13 protein-coding genes are annotated in these 20972 nt (G+C 66.4%); 3 read left to right on the plus strand and 10 right to left on the minus strand.

Annotation, left to right across the window (positions count from 1 at the left end; genetic code table 11):
* Nucleotides 1-11: 11 nt before the first annotated feature.
* From sbcB to dnaE, 4 genes are all read right to left on the minus strand, one after another.
* Nucleotides 12-1454 carry an exodeoxyribonuclease I gene (sbcB, locus tag D8S75_RS05075; RefSeq protein ID WP_119964871.1) on the minus strand — a complete coding sequence of 481 codons (1443 nt, stop codon included), beginning with the start codon at nt 1452-1454 and terminating at the stop codon, nt 12-14.
* Between the two features lie 233 nt (nt 1455-1687).
* The gene (clpA, locus tag D8S75_RS05080) at nt 1688-4039 is read right to left on the minus strand and encodes an ATP-dependent Clp protease ATP-binding subunit ClpA (RefSeq protein ID WP_119964872.1); all 2352 of its coding nucleotides are present in this window, start codon (nt 4037-4039) and stop codon (nt 1688-1690) included.
* A gap of 63 nt (nt 4040-4102) precedes the next feature.
* A complete protein-coding gene (clpS, locus tag D8S75_RS05085; protein ID WP_119964873.1) occupies nt 4103-4471 on the minus strand; it encodes an ATP-dependent Clp protease adapter ClpS in 369 nt (122 codons plus the stop codon).
* Nucleotides 4472-4552: 81 nt separating this feature from the next.
* Nucleotides 4553-8089, minus strand: coding sequence for a DNA polymerase III subunit alpha (gene dnaE, locus D8S75_RS05090; protein WP_119964874.1), 3537 nt, complete (start codon nt 8087-8089; stop codon nt 4553-4555).
* A gap of 135 nt (nt 8090-8224) precedes the next feature.
* Between dnaE and D8S75_RS05095 the strand changes: the two genes are divergently transcribed.
* On the plus strand, nt 8225-9025 hold the full coding sequence (locus tag D8S75_RS05095; protein ID WP_119964875.1) for an outer membrane protein assembly factor BamD: 801 nt from the start codon (nt 8225-8227) through the stop codon (nt 9023-9025).
* Here D8S75_RS05095 and yoaA read toward each other — a convergent pair.
* Complete coding sequence (gene yoaA, locus D8S75_RS05100; RefSeq protein ID WP_232828912.1) at nt 8988-11069, minus strand: DNA repair helicase YoaA; 2082 nt, start codon at nt 11067-11069, stop codon at nt 8988-8990. The genes D8S75_RS05095 and yoaA overlap by 38 nt on opposite strands.
* Before the next feature lie 117 nt (nt 11070-11186).
* Between yoaA and D8S75_RS05105 the strand changes: the two genes are divergently transcribed.
* The gene (locus D8S75_RS05105; RefSeq protein WP_119965105.1) at nt 11187-12011 is read left to right on the plus strand and encodes a PP2C family protein-serine/threonine phosphatase; all 825 of its coding nucleotides are present in this window, start codon (nt 11187-11189) and stop codon (nt 12009-12011) included.
* Nucleotides 12012-12145: 134 nt separating this feature from the next.
* Here the strand turns inward: D8S75_RS05105 and D8S75_RS05110 are convergent, their stop codons facing one another.
* The 5 genes from D8S75_RS05110 to D8S75_RS05130 all read right to left on the minus strand — a co-directional run bounded on the left by D8S75_RS05110 (nt 12146) and on the right by D8S75_RS05130 (nt 19660).
* Nucleotides 12146-12775 carry a hypothetical protein gene (locus D8S75_RS05110; protein ID WP_119964877.1) on the minus strand — a complete coding sequence of 210 codons (630 nt, stop codon included), beginning with the start codon at nt 12773-12775 and terminating at the stop codon, nt 12146-12148.
* Complete coding sequence (zapE, locus tag D8S75_RS05115) at nt 12772-13869, minus strand: cell division protein ZapE (RefSeq protein ID WP_119964878.1); 1098 nt, start codon at nt 13867-13869, stop codon at nt 12772-12774. The genes D8S75_RS05110 and zapE overlap by 4 nt, the downstream gene beginning before the upstream one ends.
* 79 nt (nt 13870-13948) lie before the next feature.
* Complete coding sequence (gene lpdA / locus D8S75_RS05120; protein ID WP_119964879.1) at nt 13949-15376, minus strand: dihydrolipoyl dehydrogenase; 1428 nt, start codon at nt 15374-15376, stop codon at nt 13949-13951.
* Between the two features lie 90 nt (nt 15377-15466).
* Entirely contained in the window at nt 15467-16732 is a 1266-nt protein-coding gene (gene odhB, locus D8S75_RS05125) for a 2-oxoglutarate dehydrogenase complex dihydrolipoyllysine-residue succinyltransferase (RefSeq protein WP_119964880.1), read from the minus strand.
* A gap of 51 nt (nt 16733-16783) precedes the next feature.
* Nucleotides 16784-19660: a 2-oxoglutarate dehydrogenase E1 component gene (locus tag D8S75_RS05130; RefSeq protein ID WP_119964881.1), complete on the minus strand. Its 2877-nt coding sequence runs from the start codon at nt 19658-19660 to the stop codon at nt 16784-16786.
* Between the two features lie 259 nt (nt 19661-19919).
* On the opposite strand from D8S75_RS05130, the gene D8S75_RS05135 reads away from it, so the two are divergent.
* Nucleotides 19920-20969: an AI-2E family transporter gene (locus D8S75_RS05135; RefSeq protein WP_119964882.1), complete on the plus strand. Its 1050-nt coding sequence runs from the start codon at nt 19920-19922 to the stop codon at nt 20967-20969.
* Nucleotides 20970-20972 lie beyond the last annotated feature (3 nt).

Raw genomic sequence — 20972 nt, forward strand, 5'->3', positions numbered from 1 at the left:
GCGGGGTCGGTTCAGTGCTCAGGCGCGATGGTTTCGGCCCAATCGTACAGCGCCCCAAGAATGGTTTCCGCGCGTTCGTCGGCGGTTTCCGAAAGCTGGTCGATCTCGGTGAAGAGCTGGTCCACGGTGCGCGCGCCCCCGGCCCCGTCGAACAGGCAGGCGCGGCGGTGTGCTTCCCAGCGCTCGGCCTCCTCGGGCGTGAGCGTGGCCGGGAAATTGCGCGCGCGGTAGCGCCAGAACAGCTCGGCCAGGCGCGGGTCGTCGAACGCGGCGCGGCTGCGGGCGAGCTGCTCGCCGGTCATGGCGCGCAGGTCGTTGAGGCGGCGGCGGTCGTTGTTGCCGACGAAGCCGCCATAGAGGTCCTGCTCCACGTCGGGCGCGGGCTCGGGCGGGCGGGCAAACACGGCGGGCCAGATGGCGCTCATGTCGGGCAGAGCGCGCGCCACCTCGGCGTGTGCCGCCGCCTGTGCCAGGTCGATGCCCCAGCGCTGCGCCAGCGCCGGCGTGAGCGTGTTCACATTGCCCACCACCATGGGCGACTTGTTCAGGTGCACCGTCTTGATGGGCAGGCGCGTGACGCCCTCGGGCAGGTCGGCCGAACGGGTGAACATGCGCAGGCGCAGCGTGTCGGTGTCCAGCAGGGCCAGTTCGCGCGGGTCGTGTGCCAGGTCCCAGGCGATGATCTCGTTCTTGTTCGTGGGATGGCTGGCCAGCGGCCACATCACGGCCAGGCAGCCGCGCTCGGCCGGGAACATGCCCGAGACATGTAGAAAGGGCCGCGCCGTCTGCGCGGTGGCGGGCAGGCGCAGCTCGGCGGCCACGCGGTCCTTCTTGTGCAGGCTGAAGGCGAAGTCGAACAGCCGGGGGTTGTGCTGGCGCAGCAGCCGCGCCAACGCAATGGTGGCGCGCACGTCCGACAGCGCATCGTGCGCGGCCTCGTGCTGAAGACCGTTGGCCTGGGTCAGGTGCTCCAGCTTGAAGCTCTGCGAGCCGTCTTCCTTGGTCGGCCACACGATCCCGTCGGGCCGCAGCGCATAGGCCAGGCGCACCACGTCGAGCAGGTCCCAGCGGCCGCACTGGTTCTGCCATTCGCGCGCATAGGGGTCGATGAGGTTGCGCCAGAACATGAAGCGCGTGATCTCGTCGTCGAAGCGGATGGTGTTGTAGCCCACGCCCACGGTGCCGGGCTGGGCCATCTCGGCCTCGATGCGCGCGGCAAATTCGCGCTCGGGCACGCCGCGCTCCCAGGCCACCTGGGGCGTGATGCCGGTGATGAGGCAGGACTGTGGATCGGGCAGGTAATCGTTGGACGGCTGGCAGTACAGCATGACCGGCTCGCCGATCTCGTTCAGCGCGGCATCGGTGCGGATGGCGGCGAACTGCGCCGGCCGGTCGCGCCGGGTGTTGGCGCCGAAGGTTTCGTAGTCGTGCCAGAGGAAGGTGTGGGAGGACATGCGGGGCGCGGGGACGCTCGGAATGGATATTGAGTGAATGTAACCGTTGCAAGGGCATGGGCCAATGAAAATATGGTGATATTGGCCTGTAGCGCTTTATCAATGGACGTTAGCAGCTCCTAAATAAATAGCAAACCTAGACAGCATGCAAGGGGCTGACAACGGCCTGCAAAAAGAAAAAGCCCGCAGGGCTTGCGCTCTGCGGGCCGTGGCCACGGGGGAGAAACCCGCGCTCAATCCGCCGTTGCCTCCTCCGGCTCCGCCGGCTCGGACTTCGTCGCCTTGTCTTTCTTGGGCAGTGGCTGGATGTCGAGTTGGACGTCGGCGGTTTCCACGCCCTTCTCGTCGGTCTTGACCTCCATGTCCACCGTCAGACGGCCGCCGTCCTGCAGACGGCCGAACAGCAGCTCGTCGGCCAGGGCGCGGCGGATGGTGTCCTGGATCAGGCGCTGCATGGGGCGGGCGCCCATGAGGGGGTCGAAGCCCTTCTTGGCCAGGTACTTGCGCAGCTTGTCGGTGAAGGTGACTTCCACCTTCTTCTCGGCCAGCTGTGTTTCGAGCTGCAGCAGGAACTTGTCGACCACGCGCAGGATGATCTGCTCGTCCAGCGCCTTGAAGCTCACGATGGCATCCAGCCGGTTGCGGAATTCGGGCGTGAACAGGCGCTTGATGTCGCCCATTTCGTCGCCCGCCTGGCGCGGGTTGGTGAAGCCGATGGTGGCCTTGTTCATGGTCTCGGCGCCCGCGTTCGTCGTCATGATGATGATGACGTTGCGGAAGTCGGCCTTGCGCCCGTTGTTGTCGGTCAGCGTGCCGTGGTCCATGACCTGCAGAAGCACGTTGAAGATGTCCGGGTGGGCCTTCTCGATCTCGTCGAGCAGCAGCACGGCGTGCGGCTTCTTGGTGATCGCCTCGGTCAGCAGGCCGCCCTGGTCGAAGCCCACGTAGCCGGGGGGCGCGCCGATGAGGCGGCTCACGGCGTGGCGCTCCATGTACTCCGACATGTCGAAGCGGATCAGCTCGATGCCCAGGATGTAGGCGAGCTGCTTGGCGGCCTCGGTCTTGCCCACGCCCGTGGGGCCGCTGAACAGGAAGGAGCCGATGGGCTTGTCGCCCTTGCCCAGGCCCGAGCGCGCCATCTTCACGGACGAGGCGAGCACTTCCAGCGCCTTGTCCTGGCCGAAGACCACGCTCTTGAGGTCGCGCTCCAGCGTCTGCAGCTTGCCGCGGTCGTCGTTGCTCACGTTCGCGGGCGGGATGCGGGCGATCTTGGCAACGATTTCCTCGATTTCAGCCTTGCCGATGGTCTTCTTGCGCTTGCTGGCCACCAGGATGCGCTGCGCTGCGCCGGCCTCGTCGATCACGTCGATGGCCTTGTCGGGCAGGTGCCGGTCGTTGATGTACTTGGCGCTCAGCTCGGCGGCGGCCTGCAAGGCGGCAGCGGCGTACTTCACGCTGTGGTGCTCTTCGAAGCGGCTCTTGAGGCCCTTGAGGATGTCGATGGTTTCGGCCACGGTGGGCTCGACCACGTCCACCTTCTGGAAGCGCCGCGACAGGGCCGCGTCCTTCTCGAAGATGCCACGGTATTCCGTGAAGGTGGTGGCGCCGATGCACTTGAGCGAGCCCGAACTGAGCGCGGGCTTGAGCAGGTTGGACGCGTCCAGCGTGCCGCCCGAGGCCGCGCCCGCACCGATGAGGGTGTGGATCTCGTCGATGAACAGGATGGCGTGCGGCTTGTCCTTCAGGCTCTTGAGCACGCCCTTGAGGCGCTGCTCGAAATCACCCCGGTACTTGGTGCCTGCCAGCAGCGCGCCCATGTCGAGCGAGTACACGGTGGCCTCGGCCAGGATCTCGGGCACGTCGTTCTGGGTGATGCGCCAGGCCAGGCCCTCGGCGATGGCCGTTTTGCCCACGCCGGCCTCGCCCACCAGCAGCGGGTTGTTCTTGCGGCGGCGGCACAGGATCTGGATGGTGCGTTCCACCTCGTAGTGGCGGCCGATCAGCGGGTCGATCTTGCCGTCCTTGGCGAGCTGGTTCAGGTTCTGCGTGAACTGCTCCAACGGCGAGGCCTTCTCGTTTTTCTCGCCAGAGGGGCCTTCCTCGCTCTCGGACGGGTGGTCCGAACCCTTGGCGGGCTCGGGCGGCTCGCCCTTCTTGATGCCGTGTGCGATGTAGTTGACCACGTCCAGGCGCGTCACGCCCTGCTGGTGCAGGTAGTAGACGGCGTGCGAATCCTTCTCGCCGAAGATGGCGACGAGCACGTTGGCGCCGGTCACTTCTTTCTTGCCGTTGCCGGTGGACTGCACGTGCATGATGGCGCGCTGGATCACGCGCTGGAACCCCAGCGTGGGCTGGGTGTCCACCTCATCGGTGCCAGCCACCTGGGGGGTGTTGTCCTTGATGAAGTTGGCGAGAGATCCTCGCAGATCCTCGATATTGGCCGAACAAGCGCGCAGCACCTCGGCTGCGCTGGGGTTATCGAGCAGGGCGAGCAGCAGGTGCTCCACGGTGATGAACTCGTGGCGCTGCTGGCGGGCCTCGACGAAGGCCATGTGCAAGCTGACTTCCAGTTCCTGGGCAATCATGTGAACTCCTTTGTGCTTGCAGGTAAGGGATGACTAGGGATGTAGATCGGGTCGGACCGGCGTTTATTCAACCGGCTCGCAAATGCATTGCAACGGATGCCCGGCCTGGTGCGCCGCATCGAGCACCTGGTCCACCTTGGTGGCGGCGATGTCGCGCGAATACACGCCGCAGACGCCTTTGCCGTCGAGGTGGATCTTGAGCATGATCTGGGTGGCCGTTTCGCGGTCCTTGCTGAAGAATTCCTGCAGCACGACGATGACGAACTCCATGGGGGTGTAGTCGTCGTTGAGCATCAGCACCTGGTACATCTGCGGCGGCTGGGTCTTTTGCGGCAGCCTTTCGAGCACGACCGAACCGCCGTCGTCCGGCGCGGGCCTCTGCACGGCAGGCGCGGGGGGGGATGAAGGGGGTTTCGTTGCCATGAATTTCATTCTAGCGACCCGCGGATACGGTTGCATTACCTTGGAAATTGACCACTGGCGGGGTGTTTTCAAGCCCCTGCCGCCGGTCTCTCAGTCGTAAACAATCGTGGCATCGCCACCGGCCGCCTGGGCGCGCCAGGCGGCCAGCGAAGCATCGCTGGGATAGGTGCGGTGGGCGTCGCCCAGTTGCAGCTCCGCCATGGCGCCCTCCTGCCCTTCTGCGCAGCGCACGCCCAGGCGCACGCGCAGGCCGTGCTGCAGCTCGCCGTGCTCGGTGGATTCACGCCGCGGCAGGAATTCGCGCAGCAGCCGCGCCACCTCGGGCGGCGTGTCGCCCACCGCCACGCGCAGGTATTTGCCGAAACGGCAGCGCGCGGTGGGCAGGTCCATCACCTGCTGCACGATGAAGCGCGCCTCGAAACCGTTGCGCCCGGGCTGCAGGCGGCCGCTGACGATGACCAGCTCGTCGTCCTTGAGCAGGTCGCGGAACTGCTGGATGACCGCATCGCTGGCCGAAGCCTCGACCCGCGCCGAGGTGTCGTCGAGCACGAAGATGCCCTGCCGGCCGCGCATGCCGTTGACCACGCGAAAGTCGCTCATGATGCCGGCGATGGTCTGCGTCTCGCGCGTGTCCACGAGATCGGCCACGCGCGTGCGCACGAACCGGCCCACCTCGCGGGCCGATTCGTCGAACAGGTGGCCCGAGAGGTAGAAGCCCAGCGCCGTTTTCTCGTGCGTGAGGCGCTCGCGCACGCCCCAGGGCGGCACCTCCACCAGGTCGGGCTCCTGCGTGCTGGAACCGTGGGCGTCGTCGCCCATCATGTCGAACAGGCCGCCCTGGTTGGCGTTGGCCAACTGGGCCGCGGCGAAGTCGAAAGCCCGGTCCAGCGACGCCGAGAGCGCCGCGCGGTGCAGGTTGAGCGCATCGAAGGCGCCGGCCTTGATGAGCGCGTCCACCGTGCGCTTGTTGATCTTGCTGCGGTCCACGCGCACGCAGAAGTCGAACAGGCTGGTGAACGGCCCGCTGGTGGAGCCCCGGTGCCCTTCGCCCCGGCCTTCGCGCGCGGCGACGATGGCCTCGATGGCCTGCTGGCCCGTGCCCTTGACGGCGCCCAAACCGTAGCGGATGACCTTGTCCGTGACCGGCTCGAAGCGGTAGCGACCCCGGTTGATGTCGGGCGCCTCGAAGTCCATGCCGAAGTTCTTCTTCGCGTCCTCGTACAACACCTTGAGCTTGTCGGTGTCGTCCATTTCGACGGTCATGTTGGCGCAGAAGAACTCGGCCGTGTAGTGCACCTTGAGCCAGCCCGTGTGGTAGGCCAGCAGCGAGTAAGCGGCGGCATGCGACTTGTTGAAGCCGTAGCCCGCGAACTTCTCCATCAGGTCGAACACCTCGTCGGCCTTCTCCTGGCTGATGCCCTTCTCGGCGGCACCCTTGCGGAAGATGGCGCGGTGCTCGGCCATCTCCTCGGCCTTCTTCTTGCCCATGGCACGGCGCAGCATGTCGGCACCGCCCAGGCTGTAACCGCCCAGCACCTGGGCGGTCTGCATCACCTGCTCCTGGTAGACCATGATGCCGTAGGTCTCGGCCAGCACGGGTTCCACCAGCGGGTGCGGGTACTCCACCACCTCCTTGCCGTGCTTGCGGTTCACAAAGCTCGGGATCAGGTCCATCGGGCCCGGGCGGTACAGCGCGTTCAGGGCGATCAGGTCCTCCAGGCGGCTGGGCTTGGCCTCCTTGAGCATACCCTGCATGCCGCGCGATTCGAACTGGAACACCGCCTCGGTCTTGCCCTCGGAGAACAGCCGGTAGGTAGGCGCGTCGTCCAGCGCGACCTTCTCGAACGCGAAGTCCTCCTGGCCCTTGTGCCGCTGGACGATGAACTCCTTGGCGATCTCCAGGATGGTGAGCGTCGCCAGCCCCAGGAAGTCGAACTTCACCAGGCCGATGGCCTCCACGTCGTCCTTGTCGTACTGGCTCACGGCCGACTCGCTGCCCGGCTGCTGGTAGAGCGGACAGAAGTCAGTGAGCTTGCCCGGAGCGATCAGCACGCCGCCGGCGTGCATGCCGATGTTGCGCGTCATGCCTTCGAGCTTCTGCGCCATCTCGATGACGGTGCGCACGTCCTCTTCCTTGCGCACGCGCTCGTAAAGCTGAGGCTCAAGCTCCAGCGCGTAGTTGTTCTTGTCGCCCTCCTTCTTGGGCTCGGGCGGGTACTGCAGCGTGTACGACATGCCGGGCTTGGCAGGCACCAGCTTGGAGATGCCATCGCAGAAGGTATAGCTCAGGTCCATCACCCGGCCCACGTCGCGGATGGCGGCCTTAGCTGCCATGGTGCCGAAGGTGGCGATCTGGCTCACGGCGTCCTTGCCGTACTTGTCCTTCACATAGTCGATCACGCGGTCGCGGTTGGCCTGGCAGAAGTCGATGTCGAAGTCGGGCATGGACACCCGCTCGGGGTTCAGGAAGCGCTCGAACAGCAGGTTGTACTGCAGCGGATCGAGGTCGGTGATCTTGAGCGCGTAGGCCACGAGCGAGCCGGCGCCCGAGCCCCGGCCCGGACCCACGGGGCAGCCATTGTTCTTGGCCCACTGAATGAAGTCGCCCACGATCAGGAAGTAGCCCGGAAAACCCATCTTGAGGATGGTGCCCAGCTCGAACTCCAGGCGCTCGACGTAGCGCGGGCGCTGGGCGTCGCGCTCGGCGGGGCTGGGGTACAGGTGCAGCAGGCGCTCTTCCAGGCCTTCGTGCGATGCATGGCGGAAATACTCCTCCATGGTCATGCCGCCAGGAATGGGGAAATTGGGCAGTTGCGGCTTGCCCAGCACCAGCGACAAATTGCAGCGCCGGGCTATCTCGGCGGTGTTGGCGATGGCCGAGGGCACATCGGCGAACAGTGCCTCCATCTGCGCGGCCGTCTTGAAATACTGCTCGCGCGTGAAACGGCGCACGCGCCGGGGGTTGCCCAGGATCTCGCCCTCGGCGATGCACACGCGCGCTTCATGCGCCTCGTAGTCGTCCTCGGTGGCGAACTGCACGGGGTGCGTGGCCACCACGGGCAGGCTCAGCCGGGCCGCCAGCTGCACGGCGGCCACGACATGGGCCTCGTCGTCGGCTCGGCCGGCGCGCTGGAGCTCTAGGTAGAAGCGGTGCGGAAACAGGCCCGCCAGGCGCAGCGCCAGGTCGGCCGCGCCGGCATCGTCGCCGCGTGCCAGCGCCTGGCCCACGGGGCCGGCTTGAGCACCCGACAGCACGATCAGCCCCTCGCCCAGTTCCTGCAGCCACGCCCAGGTGCAGACAGCCTGCGCCTTGACCACGTTGCGCGTCCAGGCACGCGCCAGCAGCTCCGACAGGTTGAGGTAGCCCTGCATGCCCTGCACCAGCAGGACCATGCGCGATGGCGCGGCACCGCCCTCGCCTTCGAGCAGGATTTCGGCGCCGAGCACGGGCTTGATGCCTTTGCCGCGCGCCGCCTTGTAGAACTTGATGGCGCCAAACAGGTTGTTGAAATCGGTGATGGCCAGCGCGGGCTGGCGGTCGGTGGCGGCCGAGCCAACCGCCTCATCGATGCGGTTGGTGCCGTCGACGACGGAAAATTCGGTGTGCAGGCGCAGGTGGACAAACATGCCTGCATTGTAGAAAGCCCGTCCCGCGCTGCCAGGCAGGCGCCGGTACAATGGCCTGCTCCTGTTTCGCCTGCCGCCCAGCGGCAGCGGCCTCCCGAGACATCCATGCCTTTAATTGCCAGAAAGCTGCCCGACATGCTGCGTGCACCCCATGCGTTCCTCCCCGTCCTGCTGGCGGCCAGCCTGCTCACGGCGGGCTGCTCCAGCACCCCGGAAGACAAAACCGCGGGCTGGACGACCGACCGCATCTACGCCGAGGCGCGCGACGAACTCAATGGCGGCGGCTACGACAAGGCCGTGCCGCTGCTTGAAAAGCTCGAAGGCCGCGCCGCCGGCACGCCGCTGGCCCAGCAGGCGCAGCTCGACAAGGCCTACGCACAGTACAAGGGTGGCGAAAAGGCCCAGGCCATCGCCACGCTCGACCGCTTCATGAAGCTGCATCCGGCCAGCCCGGCGCTGGATTACGCGCTGTACCTCAAGGGGCTGGTGAACTTCAACGACAGTCTGGGCATGTTCTCGTGGCTGTCTCAGCAGGATCTGTCCGAGCGCGACCAGAAAGCCGCCAAGGATTCCTTCGAATCATTCCGCGAACTCAGCACACGCTTCCCGGACTCCCGCTACGCCCAGGACGCGCGCCTGCGCATGACCTACATCGTCAACTCGCTGGCCCAGTACGAGGTGCATGTGGCGCGCTACTACTTCCTGCGCGGCGCCTACGTGGCCGCGATCAGCCGCGCCCAGGTCGCCCTGTCGGACTACCAGGCCGTGCCCGCCCAGGAAGAGGCGCTCTACATCCTGATCCAGTCCTACGACGCGCTGGGCCTGACCCAGCTGCGCGACGACGCCCGCCGGGTGATGGAAGCCTCCTACCCGCAGAGCAACTTCATGAGCCACGGCATCAAGGGCAAGAGCGATCCGTGGTGGAAGTTCTGGTGAGCGCGGCGAGCACCTCGCTGAAGTCCTCTTCCGATTCCAGGCGCCGCATGGGCGGCAGCGCCGCCAACAGACGCTTGCCATAGCCCATGGTGAGCAGGCGCGTGTCGCCCACCACCAGCACCCCCCGATCCGATTCGTGCCGAATCAGCCGGCCGGCGCCCTGCTTGAGCGCCACGGCCGCCTCGGGCAGCGCATGATCCTTGAACGGACTGCGCCCCGCCTGCTTCAACCGCTCGGAGCGCGCCTGGACCAGCGGATCGCCTGGCGGAGGGAACGGCAACTTGTCGATCACGACCATCTGCAGCGCATCTCCGGGCACGTCGAAGCCCTCCCAGAACGTCGCTGACGCCACCAGGATGCAACCCGGCCGGCCCGCGCCTTCCGCGGCACGGAAACGCTCCATCAGCCGGCGTTTGGCACCCTGCCCCTGCACCAGCACCTCGATGCGCTGCGCACCGGAAAACCGCTGTTGCAAGGCCTCGCCGATCAGCCGCAGGGCCTTGAGCGTGGTCGTCAGCACCAGGGTTCGCCCACCCAGGCGCTCGGCCGCATCGCCCACCCAGCGCGCCAGCAGCGGGCAGTGCGCGGGGTCCGACGGGGACGGCAGGCCGCGCGGCACATACAGCGCCGCCTGCGTGGCATAATCGAACGGACTTTGCACCCGCAGCACCTGCGCATCCTCCAGCCCGCAAGGCTCGGTGAACCAGCGCAGCCGGTCGTCACTGCCCAGGGTGGCCGACGTGAAGATCCAGGCCCGCCCCGTGGCGTCCTGCCACCCAGACGGCGCGCCCTCGGGTTCCGCTGGAGCCAAGGGTGCCGGCAAGCGTGCGCGCATGGCCTCGGCGATGTCGAGCGGCGCCTCGACCAGCCGCAGCTGCAGGCCGGCATCGGCCCAGCGCACCGCGCCCTCGGCACAGGGGCCGGCAAAGTGCTGCACCGCGGCGCCCAGGGCCGCGCCACGCTCCCGCAGGCGCAGGAAATCCGGCGCCATGTCCTGCACCACGTCCAGCGACTGCAGGCACAGCCCACATGCCTGCTGAACCTGGTCCAGCGCGGCGTGCCAGGCGTGGGCTGCCAGCCCCTCTGGTACGCCGTCCGTCCAGGCCAGTCGCGCCCCGGGGGCGGCATGGCTCGCCAGCAGGCGCAGGTCGCGCGCCGCGCGCTCCAGCTTCGCGCACAGGCCCTGCCAGTCGGCCATGCCACGCGCGCGCTGCATGCCGGCCGCCAGCAGGTCGCGCGCGAAATCAAGCAACTGGCCGGTGCCCAGCTGCGTGCCCAGGAACAGCACCCCGGTTTCGTTGAGCTGGTGCGCCTCGTCGAAGACCACCACGCGCACCGTGGGCAACAGCTCGGCCATGCCCGACTCGCGCACCGCCTGGTCGGCGAAGAACAAGTGGTGGTTGACCACCACCACATCGGCCGCCAGTGCCTCGCGCCGCGCCTGGTTCACATGGCACTGGCGAAAACGCGAGCAGGCGGAACCGAGGCAGTTCTCGCGCGTGGAAGTCACCAGCGGGAGGACGGCGGAGCGTTCATCGAGGCCCGGCAGCTCCGCCAGGTCCCCTGTGCGCGTGGCCTGCGCCCACAGCTCCATGCGCGCCAGCTCCGCCGCCACGCTGCCGTCATGCGCCATGCCTTCCTGGCGTGCCTGCTCCAGCCGGTGCAGGCACAGATAGCTGCCCCGCCCCTTGAGCAGGGCCATGCGCACCGGCACGCCCAGCGCCTGCGCGAGCCGTGGCAGATCGCGCGCGAAGAGCTGGTCCTGCAGGGCCTTGGTGGCGGTCGACAGCAGCACGCGTTCGCCGCTGAGCAAGGCTGGCACCAGGTAGGAGAAAGTCTTGCCCACGCCTGTGCCGGCCTCGGCCACCAGCACACCGCCCACCTCGATGGTGCGCGCCACCGCGAGCGCCATCTCGGTTTGGCCCGCGCGGGGCCGGAAATCCGCCTCAGTCCGCGCCAGCGCGCCATCGGCGGAGAACGCCTGCGCCACCGCCTGCGCCAGCGGCGTACAACTTGTTTCAAGGGTGGAGGGTGAAAAATCCAAGACGAGCGGGCCCCATGGGCTGGCAGCATGGTAAAAATGCCACACAGCATTTGATAATACGTCTTCCTGCAGGGCATCCGACCCACGGCTGGCCCTGCCTCCACCACAATCCACGGAATGTCCCAAGCGATCCGCCTCACAGCCTCCACCGGCATCCACAAGGGTGACCGGGAATACCAGCAGGACCAGGTGGCCCTGCTGTCGCATCCGCGTTACAACGGCTGCGTGCTGGGCGTGCTGGCCGACGGCATGGGTGGGCGCAGCGGCGGGCGCAAGGCTTCCGACCAGGTCATGATGACCGCGAAGCAGCTGTTCGAGCGCTATTCACCCGACACCGACGACGCGGAAGCCATGCTCAAAAACATGGTGCAGGAGGCGCACATTGTCATCCGCCTGACAGCGATCACCTCGGAGCAGGAGCCGCACAGCACCATCGCCGCCTTCCTCATCAACCCACGCGGCGATTGCCACTGGGCGCATGCCGGCGACTCGCGCATCTACCACTTCCAGAACGGCCGCATGATGCACCGCACCAGCGACCATTCCTATGTGCAGGCACTGGTGGACCGGGGCGAGATCACCGAGGCCGAGGCCAACGTCCACCCGCACTCCAACATCCTGGTGGGGTGCCTCGGCACCGAGAGCGATCCCCCCATCACCATGCACATGATCCATCAGCTCAACCCGGGCGACGTGCTGCTGGCCTGCAGCGATGGCGTGTGGCACTACTTCTCGCCCACGGAACTGGGCTCGGTGGTGGAGTCGCTGACCCCACGCGAGGCCACGGAGTTCCTGATCGAGAAGGCCCGCATGCGCGCGCGCGGAGGCGGCGACAACCTCTCGCTGGTGATCGTGAAGATCGAAGCCCTGATCGAGGAAAAGAAGGTCGCGCCCCTGGCGCCGCTGTTCACTCCGCCCCCCGCCGCCGGCTCACGGACCTGATCCCCGCCACGGACTGGCCGCGCGATGCGGCGTCTGCTTTGCTGCGTGGGATGATGGCGGCCCGGGCAAGGCGGGCAGCGTCGTGCGTGGCGGGTTGCCGCCATGCGCGCCCCGTGAAAAGATCGTGAACCGTTCTAAGGCAAGGGCGCCGAGGGCTTGTGGCCGCGGGCCTTGTCCTGCTCCTGCTGCTGCTGCACGCGGGCCTTGCGCTCGCTGGCGGCCTGCTGCTTTTCCAGCTGCTGCTGGCGGTTGCGCTGGGCCTGCTGGTCCAGGGCCTGGCGCTGCTTCTCGTGGTGCGCGCGCGCGGCGGCTTCCCGCTCGCCCTGCTTGCTGGCACGCGACCTGGGGCCCTGCGGGTCCGGCTCCTTGGGCAACCGAGGGGGAGCCATCCGGGGCTCCGGGGCGGCGTGCTCGGCCTGGCGCTGGGCAACGCCCTGCAATCGCCGCGCGGCGCGCTCGCGGCGCTCGGCATCGTCCAGCACCGACTCGCGCTGGCGCAAAACAGCCCGCTGCGCTCGCGCATCGCGGCGCGCATCGCGCAGGCAATCTTCGACGGCAAAGCGCTGGTAGCAAGCGGTTTCGGCCTGCCGCAAGCGGCCCGCAATGGCGCCCTCTTCCTGGCGGATGCGCTCGCGCTCGGCGGTCCGTTCGGCCTCCATCGGAGGCTGGCCAGGCGCGCGCGCCGTCTCTTGCGCGTGGACCGCGGCCGACTGCAGCAGCACGAACAGGCAGGCGGCCCCGCAGGCACCCGAAAGAGTCTTCATGTCAGCCCCGTGTCCACGACGCGGCGCTCCAGCGCCAGGAATTCCTTGGACTGCATCTCGTTGAGCCGCGAGACCGTGCGCGGGAATTCGTGGGCCAGCGGGCCATCGGTGTAGAGCTGCTCGGGCGGCACGGCGGCCGACAGGATCAGCTTGACGCGGCGGTCGTACAGCACGTCCACCAGCCAGGTGAAGCGCCGGGCGGGTGAGGCCAGGCTCACGGGCATGTAGGGCACGTCAGAGAGCAGCACGGTATGGAACTGCGTGGCGATCTCCAGGTAGTCGTTCTGCGAGCGCGGGCCGCCGCACAGGGTCTTGAAATCGAACCAGACCACGCCACCGGCCTTGCGCCGCGCCTGGATCTCGCGCGCCTCGATGTGCAGCACCGGGTCTTCATCGTGCACCTCGGCCAGCTGGTCGAAGGCCGCGTTCATCGCGGCATCAGCCTCGGGGCCCAGGGGGGTGTGGTAGAGCTTGACTTGTTCCAGCGTGCGGCGACGGTAGTCGGTGCCGTTGTCCACGTTGATGACTTCGAGCTTCTGCTTGAGCAGTTCGATGGCCGGCAGGATGCGGTCGCGGTGCAGGCCGTTGGGGTACAGGCCATCGGGCTCGAAGTTGGACGTGGTGACGAAGCCCACGCCGTTGTCGAACAGCGCCGCCAGCAGACGGTGCAGGATCATGGCGTCGGTGATGTCCGCCACGTGGAATTCATCGAAGCAGATGAGCTTGTAACGCTTGGCGATGCGCTGGCCCAGCACGTCGAGCGGGTTCTGCGTGCCCTGCAGGGCCGCCAGCTCGCGGTGCACCTCGCGCATGAACTCATGGAAATGCAGGCGCACCTTGCGCTTGAGCGGCACGGCGTTGAAGAAGCAGTCCATGAGGAAGCTCTTGCCGCGCCCCACACCGCCGTACATGTACACGCCCCGGGGAATATCGGGGCGGTTGATGAACTTCTTGAGCGCGTTCGAGCGCTGCGTCTTGTAGGCCGCCCAGTCCTGCGCGCAGCGGTCAAGCGCATCGACCGCGCGCAGTTGCGCGGGATCGCTCTGGAACCCCTTGGCGGCCAGTTCGGCCTGGTAAGCCTGTTTGACGTTCACTTCGGTATGCTTTTATGCTGCAAAAACAATAGCTGCCAGCGCCCTATGAATGGGCGCTGGCAGCCGATTCTGCCTCAAATCAGAAGTTGAGCGTGCGCTTGTCGACGGCCAGTGCCGCTTCCTTGGTCGCTTCGCTCAGGCTCGGGTGGGCGTGGCAGATGCGCGCGATGTCCTCGGCACTGGCCTTGAACTCCATGGCCACCACGGCCTCGGCGATCAGCTCGCTGGCCATGGGGCCCACGATATGCACGCCCAGGATCTCGTCCGTCGCCGCATCGGCCAGGAACTTGACCATGCCGGTCGTGTCGCCCAGCGCGCGCGCGCGGCCGTTGGCCAGGAAGGGGAAGCTACCGGCCTTGTACTTCACGCCGTCCGCCTTGAGCTGCTGCTCGGTGCGGCCGACCCACGCGATCTCGGGGCTGGTGTAGATCACCCAGGGGATGGTGTTGAAGTTCACATGCCCGTGCTGGCCCGCGATGCGCTCGGCCACGGCCACGCCCTCTTCCTCGGCCTTGTGCGCCAGCATGGGGCCGCGCACCACGTCGCCCACGGCCCAGACGCCGGGCAGGTTGGTCTTGCAGTCACCATCCACCACGATGGCGCCGCGCTCGTCGAGCTGCAGGCCCACTCCTTCAGCGTTCAGGCCGATGGTGTTGGGCACGCGGCCGATCGACACGATGAGCTTGTCCACGTCCAGCGCCTGGGCCTCGCCCTTGGCGTTGGTATAGGCGACGCTCACGCCCTTCTTGCCGGTCTTGATGTCGCCGATCTTCACGCCCAGCTCGATCTTCAGGCCCTGCTTGTCGAAGGCCTTCTTGGCTTCCTTGGCGATCTGCTCATCGACCGCGCCCAGGAACGTGGGCAGGCCTTCGAGCACGGTCACGTCGGCGCCCAGGCGGCGCCAGACCGAACCCATCTCCAGGCCGATCACGCCCGAGCCGATCACGCCCAGCTTCTTCGGCACGGCGCCGATGCGCAGCGCACCGTCATTCGACAGGATGTTCTCCTCGTCGAACGCCACGCCGGGAAGCGCGCGGGCGTTGGAGCCCGTGGCGACGATGACCTGCTTGCCCACCAGGGTCTCTTCCGTCACGCCGGCCACCTTGATCTCGTAGCCGCTCTCGACCGCCTTGACGAAGGAGCCGCGGCCGTGGAAGAAGCTGACTTTGTTCTTCTTGAACAGGTACAGGATGCCGTCGTTGTTCTGCTTCACCACGGCGTCCTTGCGGCCGACCATCTTGGCCACGTCCATCGTCACCTTGCCGGTGCTGATGCCGTGCTCGGCAAAGTGCTTGTTGGCGTGCTCGAAATGCTCGGACGACTGCAGCAGCGCCTTGGAGGGGATGCAACCCACGTTGGTACAGGTGCCGCCGGGGGCCGGGCCGCCCTTGTCGTTCTTCCACTCGTCGATGCAGGCCACGTTGAAGCCCAGCTGCGCGGCGCGGATGGCGCCGATGTAGCCGCCAGGGCCGCCGCCGATGACGATGACGTCGAATTGTTTGCTCATGATTACTCGCTCAATCGTTTGGAGAAAAACCCACCGGCGGGCCTGAAAGTAGACGGGCCGCGCGGGTGGGTCAATGGGGTTCTGGCAGGATCAGATGTCGAACAGCAGGCGCGACGGATCTTCCAGCGCATCCTTCATGGCGACCAGGCCCAGCACGGCTTCGCGGCCGTCGATGATGCGGTGGTCGTAGGACATGGCCAGGTAGTTCATCGGACGAACCACGACCTGGCCGTTCTCCACCACGGCACGGTCCTTGGTGGCATGCACGCCCAGGATGGCCGACTGCGGCGGGTTGATGATGGGGGTGGACATCATCGAGCCGAAGGTGCCGCCGTTGGAGATGGAGAAGGTGCCGCCGGTCATTTCTTCAATGCCCAGCTTGCCTTCGGCCGCCTTCTTGCCGAACTCGGCGATCTTCTTCTCGATGTCGGCGAAGCTCATCTGGTCGGCGTTGCGCAGGATGGGCACCACCAGGCCACGGGGCGAACCCACAGCGATACCGATGTCGAAGTAGCCGTGGTAGACGATGTCGTTGCCATCAACCGATGCGTTGAGCACGGGGAACTTCTTCAGGGCGTGCACTGCGGCCTTGACGAAGAAGCTCATGAAGCCGATCTTCACGCCGTGTTCCTTGGTGAACGCGTCCTGGAACTTCTTGCGCATTTCCATCACGGGCGCCATGTTCACTTCGTTGAACGTGGTCAGGATGGCGTTGGACGACTGCGACTGCAGCAGACGCTCGGCCACGCGGGCGCGCAGGCGGCTCATGGGCACGCGCTGCTCGGGGCGGTCGCCCAGGTCCGGCTTGGCCACGGGGGCTGCCACTTGGGGCAGCACCTTGGTGGGCACGCCGGTAGGGATCACGGCGGCGGTGGATTGCACGCCACCGGCCACGGCGGCGAGCACATCGCCCTTGGTCACGCGGCCGTCCTTGCCCGTGCCCGCCACGGCGCCCACGGACAGGTTGTTGTCGGCCAGCAGCTTGGCGGCGGCCGGCATGGCCACATTGCCCTTGGCGCCACCCGTTGCAGCAGCGGCAGCGGCGACGGGCGCGGGAGCCGCAGCAGCCGGTGCGGCAGCAGCAGCAGCGGGAGCAGCGCTGGCGCCGGCCTTGCCTTCGGTGTCGATCTTGGCGATGAGCTGGTCGGACACCACGGTGCCGCCATCACCCACCACGATCTCGGCCAGCACGCCAGACGAGGGCGCGGGCACTTCGAGCACAACCTTGTCGGTCTCGATCTCGATCAGGATTTCATCGGCGGTGACGGCCTCACCGGCCTTCTTCTTCCAGGTCAGCATGGTGGCTTCGGCCACGGACTCGGACAACTGGGGGACTTTGACTTCTACGATAGCCATTTTGAATTCTTTCCAGAAAGGTGTTTTGTACTGAGTGAGGGGTTTCCGGCCTTACTTGGTCAGGACAAAACCCTTGAGCTTGGCGAACGCGGCATCGACCAGGGCCTTCTGCTGCTCCTGGTGCAGGTGCGCGTAACCCACGGCGGGCGATGCGGAGGCGGCGCGGCCGGCGTAGCCCAGCTTCTGACCATCGAGCATGTTCTCGTGGATGTTGTGCTGGATGAAGAACCAGGCACCCTGGTTCTGCGGCTCGTCCTGGCACCACACGATGTCCGTGGCGTTGGGGTACTTCTTGAGCTCGGTGGCGAAGGCCTTGTGCGGGAAGGGGTAGAGCTGCTCGATGCGGACGATGGCCACGTCGGAGGCTTCCTTCTCGGTGCGCTTCTTCACCAGGTCGTAGTACACCTTGCCCGAGCAGGCGATCACGCGCTTGACCTTGTCGGCCTTCTTGTTGATCGCTTCGTCCTGCTCCGGAATCACGGTCTGGAACGCGCCCTTGGTGAATTCGGACAGCGGAGAGGTCGCGTCCTTGTTCCGCAGCAGCGACTTGGGGGTCATGATGACCAGGGGCTTGCGCAGGTTGCGCACCATCTGGCGGCGCAGCACATGGAAAATCTGGCTGGCCGTGGTGGGCTGCACGATCTGCATGTTGGTGTCGGCCGCCAGCTGCATGAAGCGTTCCAGGCGGGCCGAGCTGTGCTCGGGGCCCTGGCCTTCGTAGCCGTGTGGCAGCATCAGCGTGATGCCGTTCACACGGCCCCACTTCACCTCGCCCGAGGCGATGAACTGGTCGATCACCACCTGCGCGCCGTTGGCGAAGTCGCCGAACTGTGCTTCCCAGATCACCAGGGTGTTGGGATCGTTGGAGGCATAGCCGTATTCATAGCCCAGCACGGCCTCTTCCGACAGGATGGAGTCGATCACGACGAACGGTGCCTGGTTCTCGGCCACGTTCTGCAGCGGCACGTAGGTGCCGGTGTCCCATTTCTCACGCTTCTGGTCGTGGATCACGGCATGGCGGTGGGTGAAGGTGCCACGGCCGCAGTCCTCGCCCGACAGGCGCACGGGGTAACCGCTGGCCACCAGCGAGGCAAAGGCCATGTGCTCGCCCATGCCCCAGTCCACGGGAATATCGCCCCGGCCCATCGCGGCGCGGTCGTCGTAGACCTTCTTCACGAGCTGGTGCGGCGTGACGCTTTCGGGAATGACGGTCAGCTTCTCGGCCAGGCGCTTCCATTCGGTCAGGGGGATCGCGGTGTCGCCAGCATCGGTCCACTTCTTGCCCAGGAAGGGCGACCAATCCACGGCGTACTTGCTCTTGAAGTTGGTCAGCACGGGGTTGACCGTGTGCTTGCCGGCATCCATGGCGGCGCGATAGGCTTTCACCATGTCGTCGCCCAGCGTTTCACCCAGGCCCTGGGTGGCCAGCCGGTCGGCGTAGAGCTTGCGCGTGCCGGGGTGGGCCGCGATCTTCTTGTACATCAGCGGCTGGGTCAGCGCCGGGGTGTCCTGCTCGTTGTGGCCCAGCTTGCGGAAGCAGGTGATGTCCACCACCACGTCCTGGCGGAATTCCATGCGGAATTCCAGCGCCAGCTGGGTGGCCAGCACCACGGCCTCCGGATCATCGCCGTTGACGTGCAGCACCGGGGACTCGACCATCTTGACGATGTCGGTACAGAAGGTGCTGGAGCGCATGTCGCGCGGGTCGGAGGTGGTGAAACCGATCTGGTTGTTGATGATCAGGTGCACCGTGCCGCCGGTGGTGTAGCCACGGGTCTGGGCAAGGCACAGGGTTTCCTGGTTCACGCCCTGCCCGCCGAAGGCCGCATCGCCGTGCACCAGCACGGGCAGCACCTGGTCGCCCTCGGCGTCGCCACGGCGGTCCATGCGGGCGCGCACCGAGCCTTCGACCACGGGGTTGACGATTTCCAGGTGCGAGGGATTGAATGCCAGGGACAGGTGAACCGGGCCACCGGGGGTGGCCACGTCGGAGCTGAAGCCCTGGTGGTACTTCACGTCGCCAGCGGGCAGGTCTTCGGGAGCGGTGTGGTCGAACTCGGCAAACAGGTCCGCAGGCATCTTGCCCAGGGTGTTGACCAGCACGTTCAGGCGGCCACGGTGGGCCATGCCAATCACGATTTCCTGTACGCCACGCGCGCCAGCCTGCTGGATCAGCTCGTCCATCGCGGCGATGAAGCTCTCACCGCCTTCCAGCGAGAAGCGCTTCTGGCCCACGTACTTGGTGTGCAGGAATCGCTCCAGGCCTTCTGCCGCCGTCAGGCGGTCGAGGATATGCTTCTTCTTGTCCGCGTTGAACTGGGGCTTGCTGCGGATGGACTCCAGCTTTTGCTGCCACCAACGCTTCTGCGCCTGGTCGGAGGTGTACATGTACTCCGTGCCCAGGGTGCCGCAGTAGGTTTCGCGCAGCGCATTGATCAGCTCGCGCAGCGGCATCTTGTCCTTGCCGAAGAAGGTGTTGCTCGTGTCGAACACCGTTTCCTGGTCGGCATCGGTGAAGCCGTAGAACGACGGCTCCAGCTCGGGAATCGGGGGGCGCTCTGCGCGCTTGAGGGGATCGAGATCTGCCCAGCGCTGGCCGACGTTGCGGTAGGCGGCGATCAGCTGCTGCACGGCCGTGCGCTTGCGGCCCATTTCGGCGTCGGCGCTGGCGACCACCACCTTGGTGCCACCGGCCTTGGCACGCTCGGCGAAGGCATTGACCACCGGGAGGTGCGGAACATCCTTGGCATTGGAACCATCCACGGCGGGGACGTGCTGCAGCGCGTCGAAATACTCGCGCCAGGTATCGGGCACGCTGCCGGGGTTGGCCAGGTAGTTTTCGTACATCTCTTCGACATAGGGCGCATTGCCGCCGAAGAGGTAGGTGTTGCCTTGGTAGGCTTGATAGACGGACGTGGTCTCGCTCATATTCCGCTGACCTCCGCTTTCCTCTGGAAAGCATTTGGTGGTTTGAAAACCTTCCGCGACACGGCTGAACCGATTGGCGGATGCGACTGTGGCTGGGGAAGGGCCTGGTACGGGCGCCATTGTGCCATCGATTGCCACAACACAGCGCACCGATACAAATTTGCCGTCGCGCAACGGCCAACAGCCCACCCGATGAGAGGCATCTGGCATGGCGCGGCCGTCGCGTACATTCTGGGCATCGTCCAGCCCCAGCACTCCCATGCCCTCTTCCACTTTGCAGCAACGCACCTTCCTGCTTCTGCTGGTTGCCGTCTCCGTGGCGTTTGCCGCCATCCTGTGGCCGTTCTACGAGGCCGTCTTCTGGGGAATGGCCCTGGCCATTCTTTTCAAGCCCCTGCACCGCCAACTGCTGCTGCGGATGCCCGGCAAACCGAACCTGGCAGCGTTGTCCACCCTGCTGCTGTGCCTGGTCGTCGTGATCCTGCCCATGACGCTGATCGCCGCCTCGCTGGCCCAGGAAGCCACCCACATCTATGACCGCCTGCGTTCGGGCCAGATCGATTTCGGCGCATATTTCCAGCAAGTCATCGCCGTGCTACCCGCCTGGGCCGTCAGCCTGCTGGACCGCATGGAACTCACCAGCGTCGCCGCCCTGCAGCACAAACTCTCGACAGTCGCGGTGCAGGCCAGCCAGATCATCGCCACCCGGGCACTGAACATCGGCCAGAACACGCTCCAGTTCCTGGTCAGCTTCGGCGTCATGCTGTACCTGCTGTTCTTCCTGCTGCGTGATGGTTCCACCCTGGCCGCGCGCATCCGCCACGCCATACCGCTGGACGAGGAGCACAAGCGCAACCTGTCCGCCAAGTTCGCCACCGTGATCCGCGCCACGCTGAAAGGCAACCTGATGGTGGCCGCCACGCAGGGGCTGTTGGGCGGGCTCATCTTCTGGGCCCTGGGCATCCAGGGCCCCGTGCTCTGGGGCGTGCTGATGGCCTTCCTGTCCTTGCTGCCGGCCGTGGGTGCCGGTCTTATCTGGGGGCCGGTGGCCGTTTACTTCCTGGCCACGGGCGCCGTGTGGCAGGCGGTCGTGCTCACGGCCTTCGGCGTGGGCGTGATCGGGCTAGTGGACAATATCCTGCGCCCCATCCTCGTCGGCAAGGACACCAAGATGCCCGACTACGTCGTGCTGATCTCCACTCTCGGCGGCATGGCGCTATTTGGCCTGAACGGCTTCATGATCGGCCCGGTGATCGCCGCGCTGTTCATGGCGGTGTGGGATCTGTTCGCACCGCACGAGAAGGCCTGAGCC

Source organism: Simplicispira lacusdiani (genome assembly GCF_003604195.1).
In the GTDB taxonomy this organism is placed as follows: Bacteria; Pseudomonadota; Gammaproteobacteria; order Burkholderiales; family Burkholderiaceae_C; genus Simplicispira; species Simplicispira lacusdiani.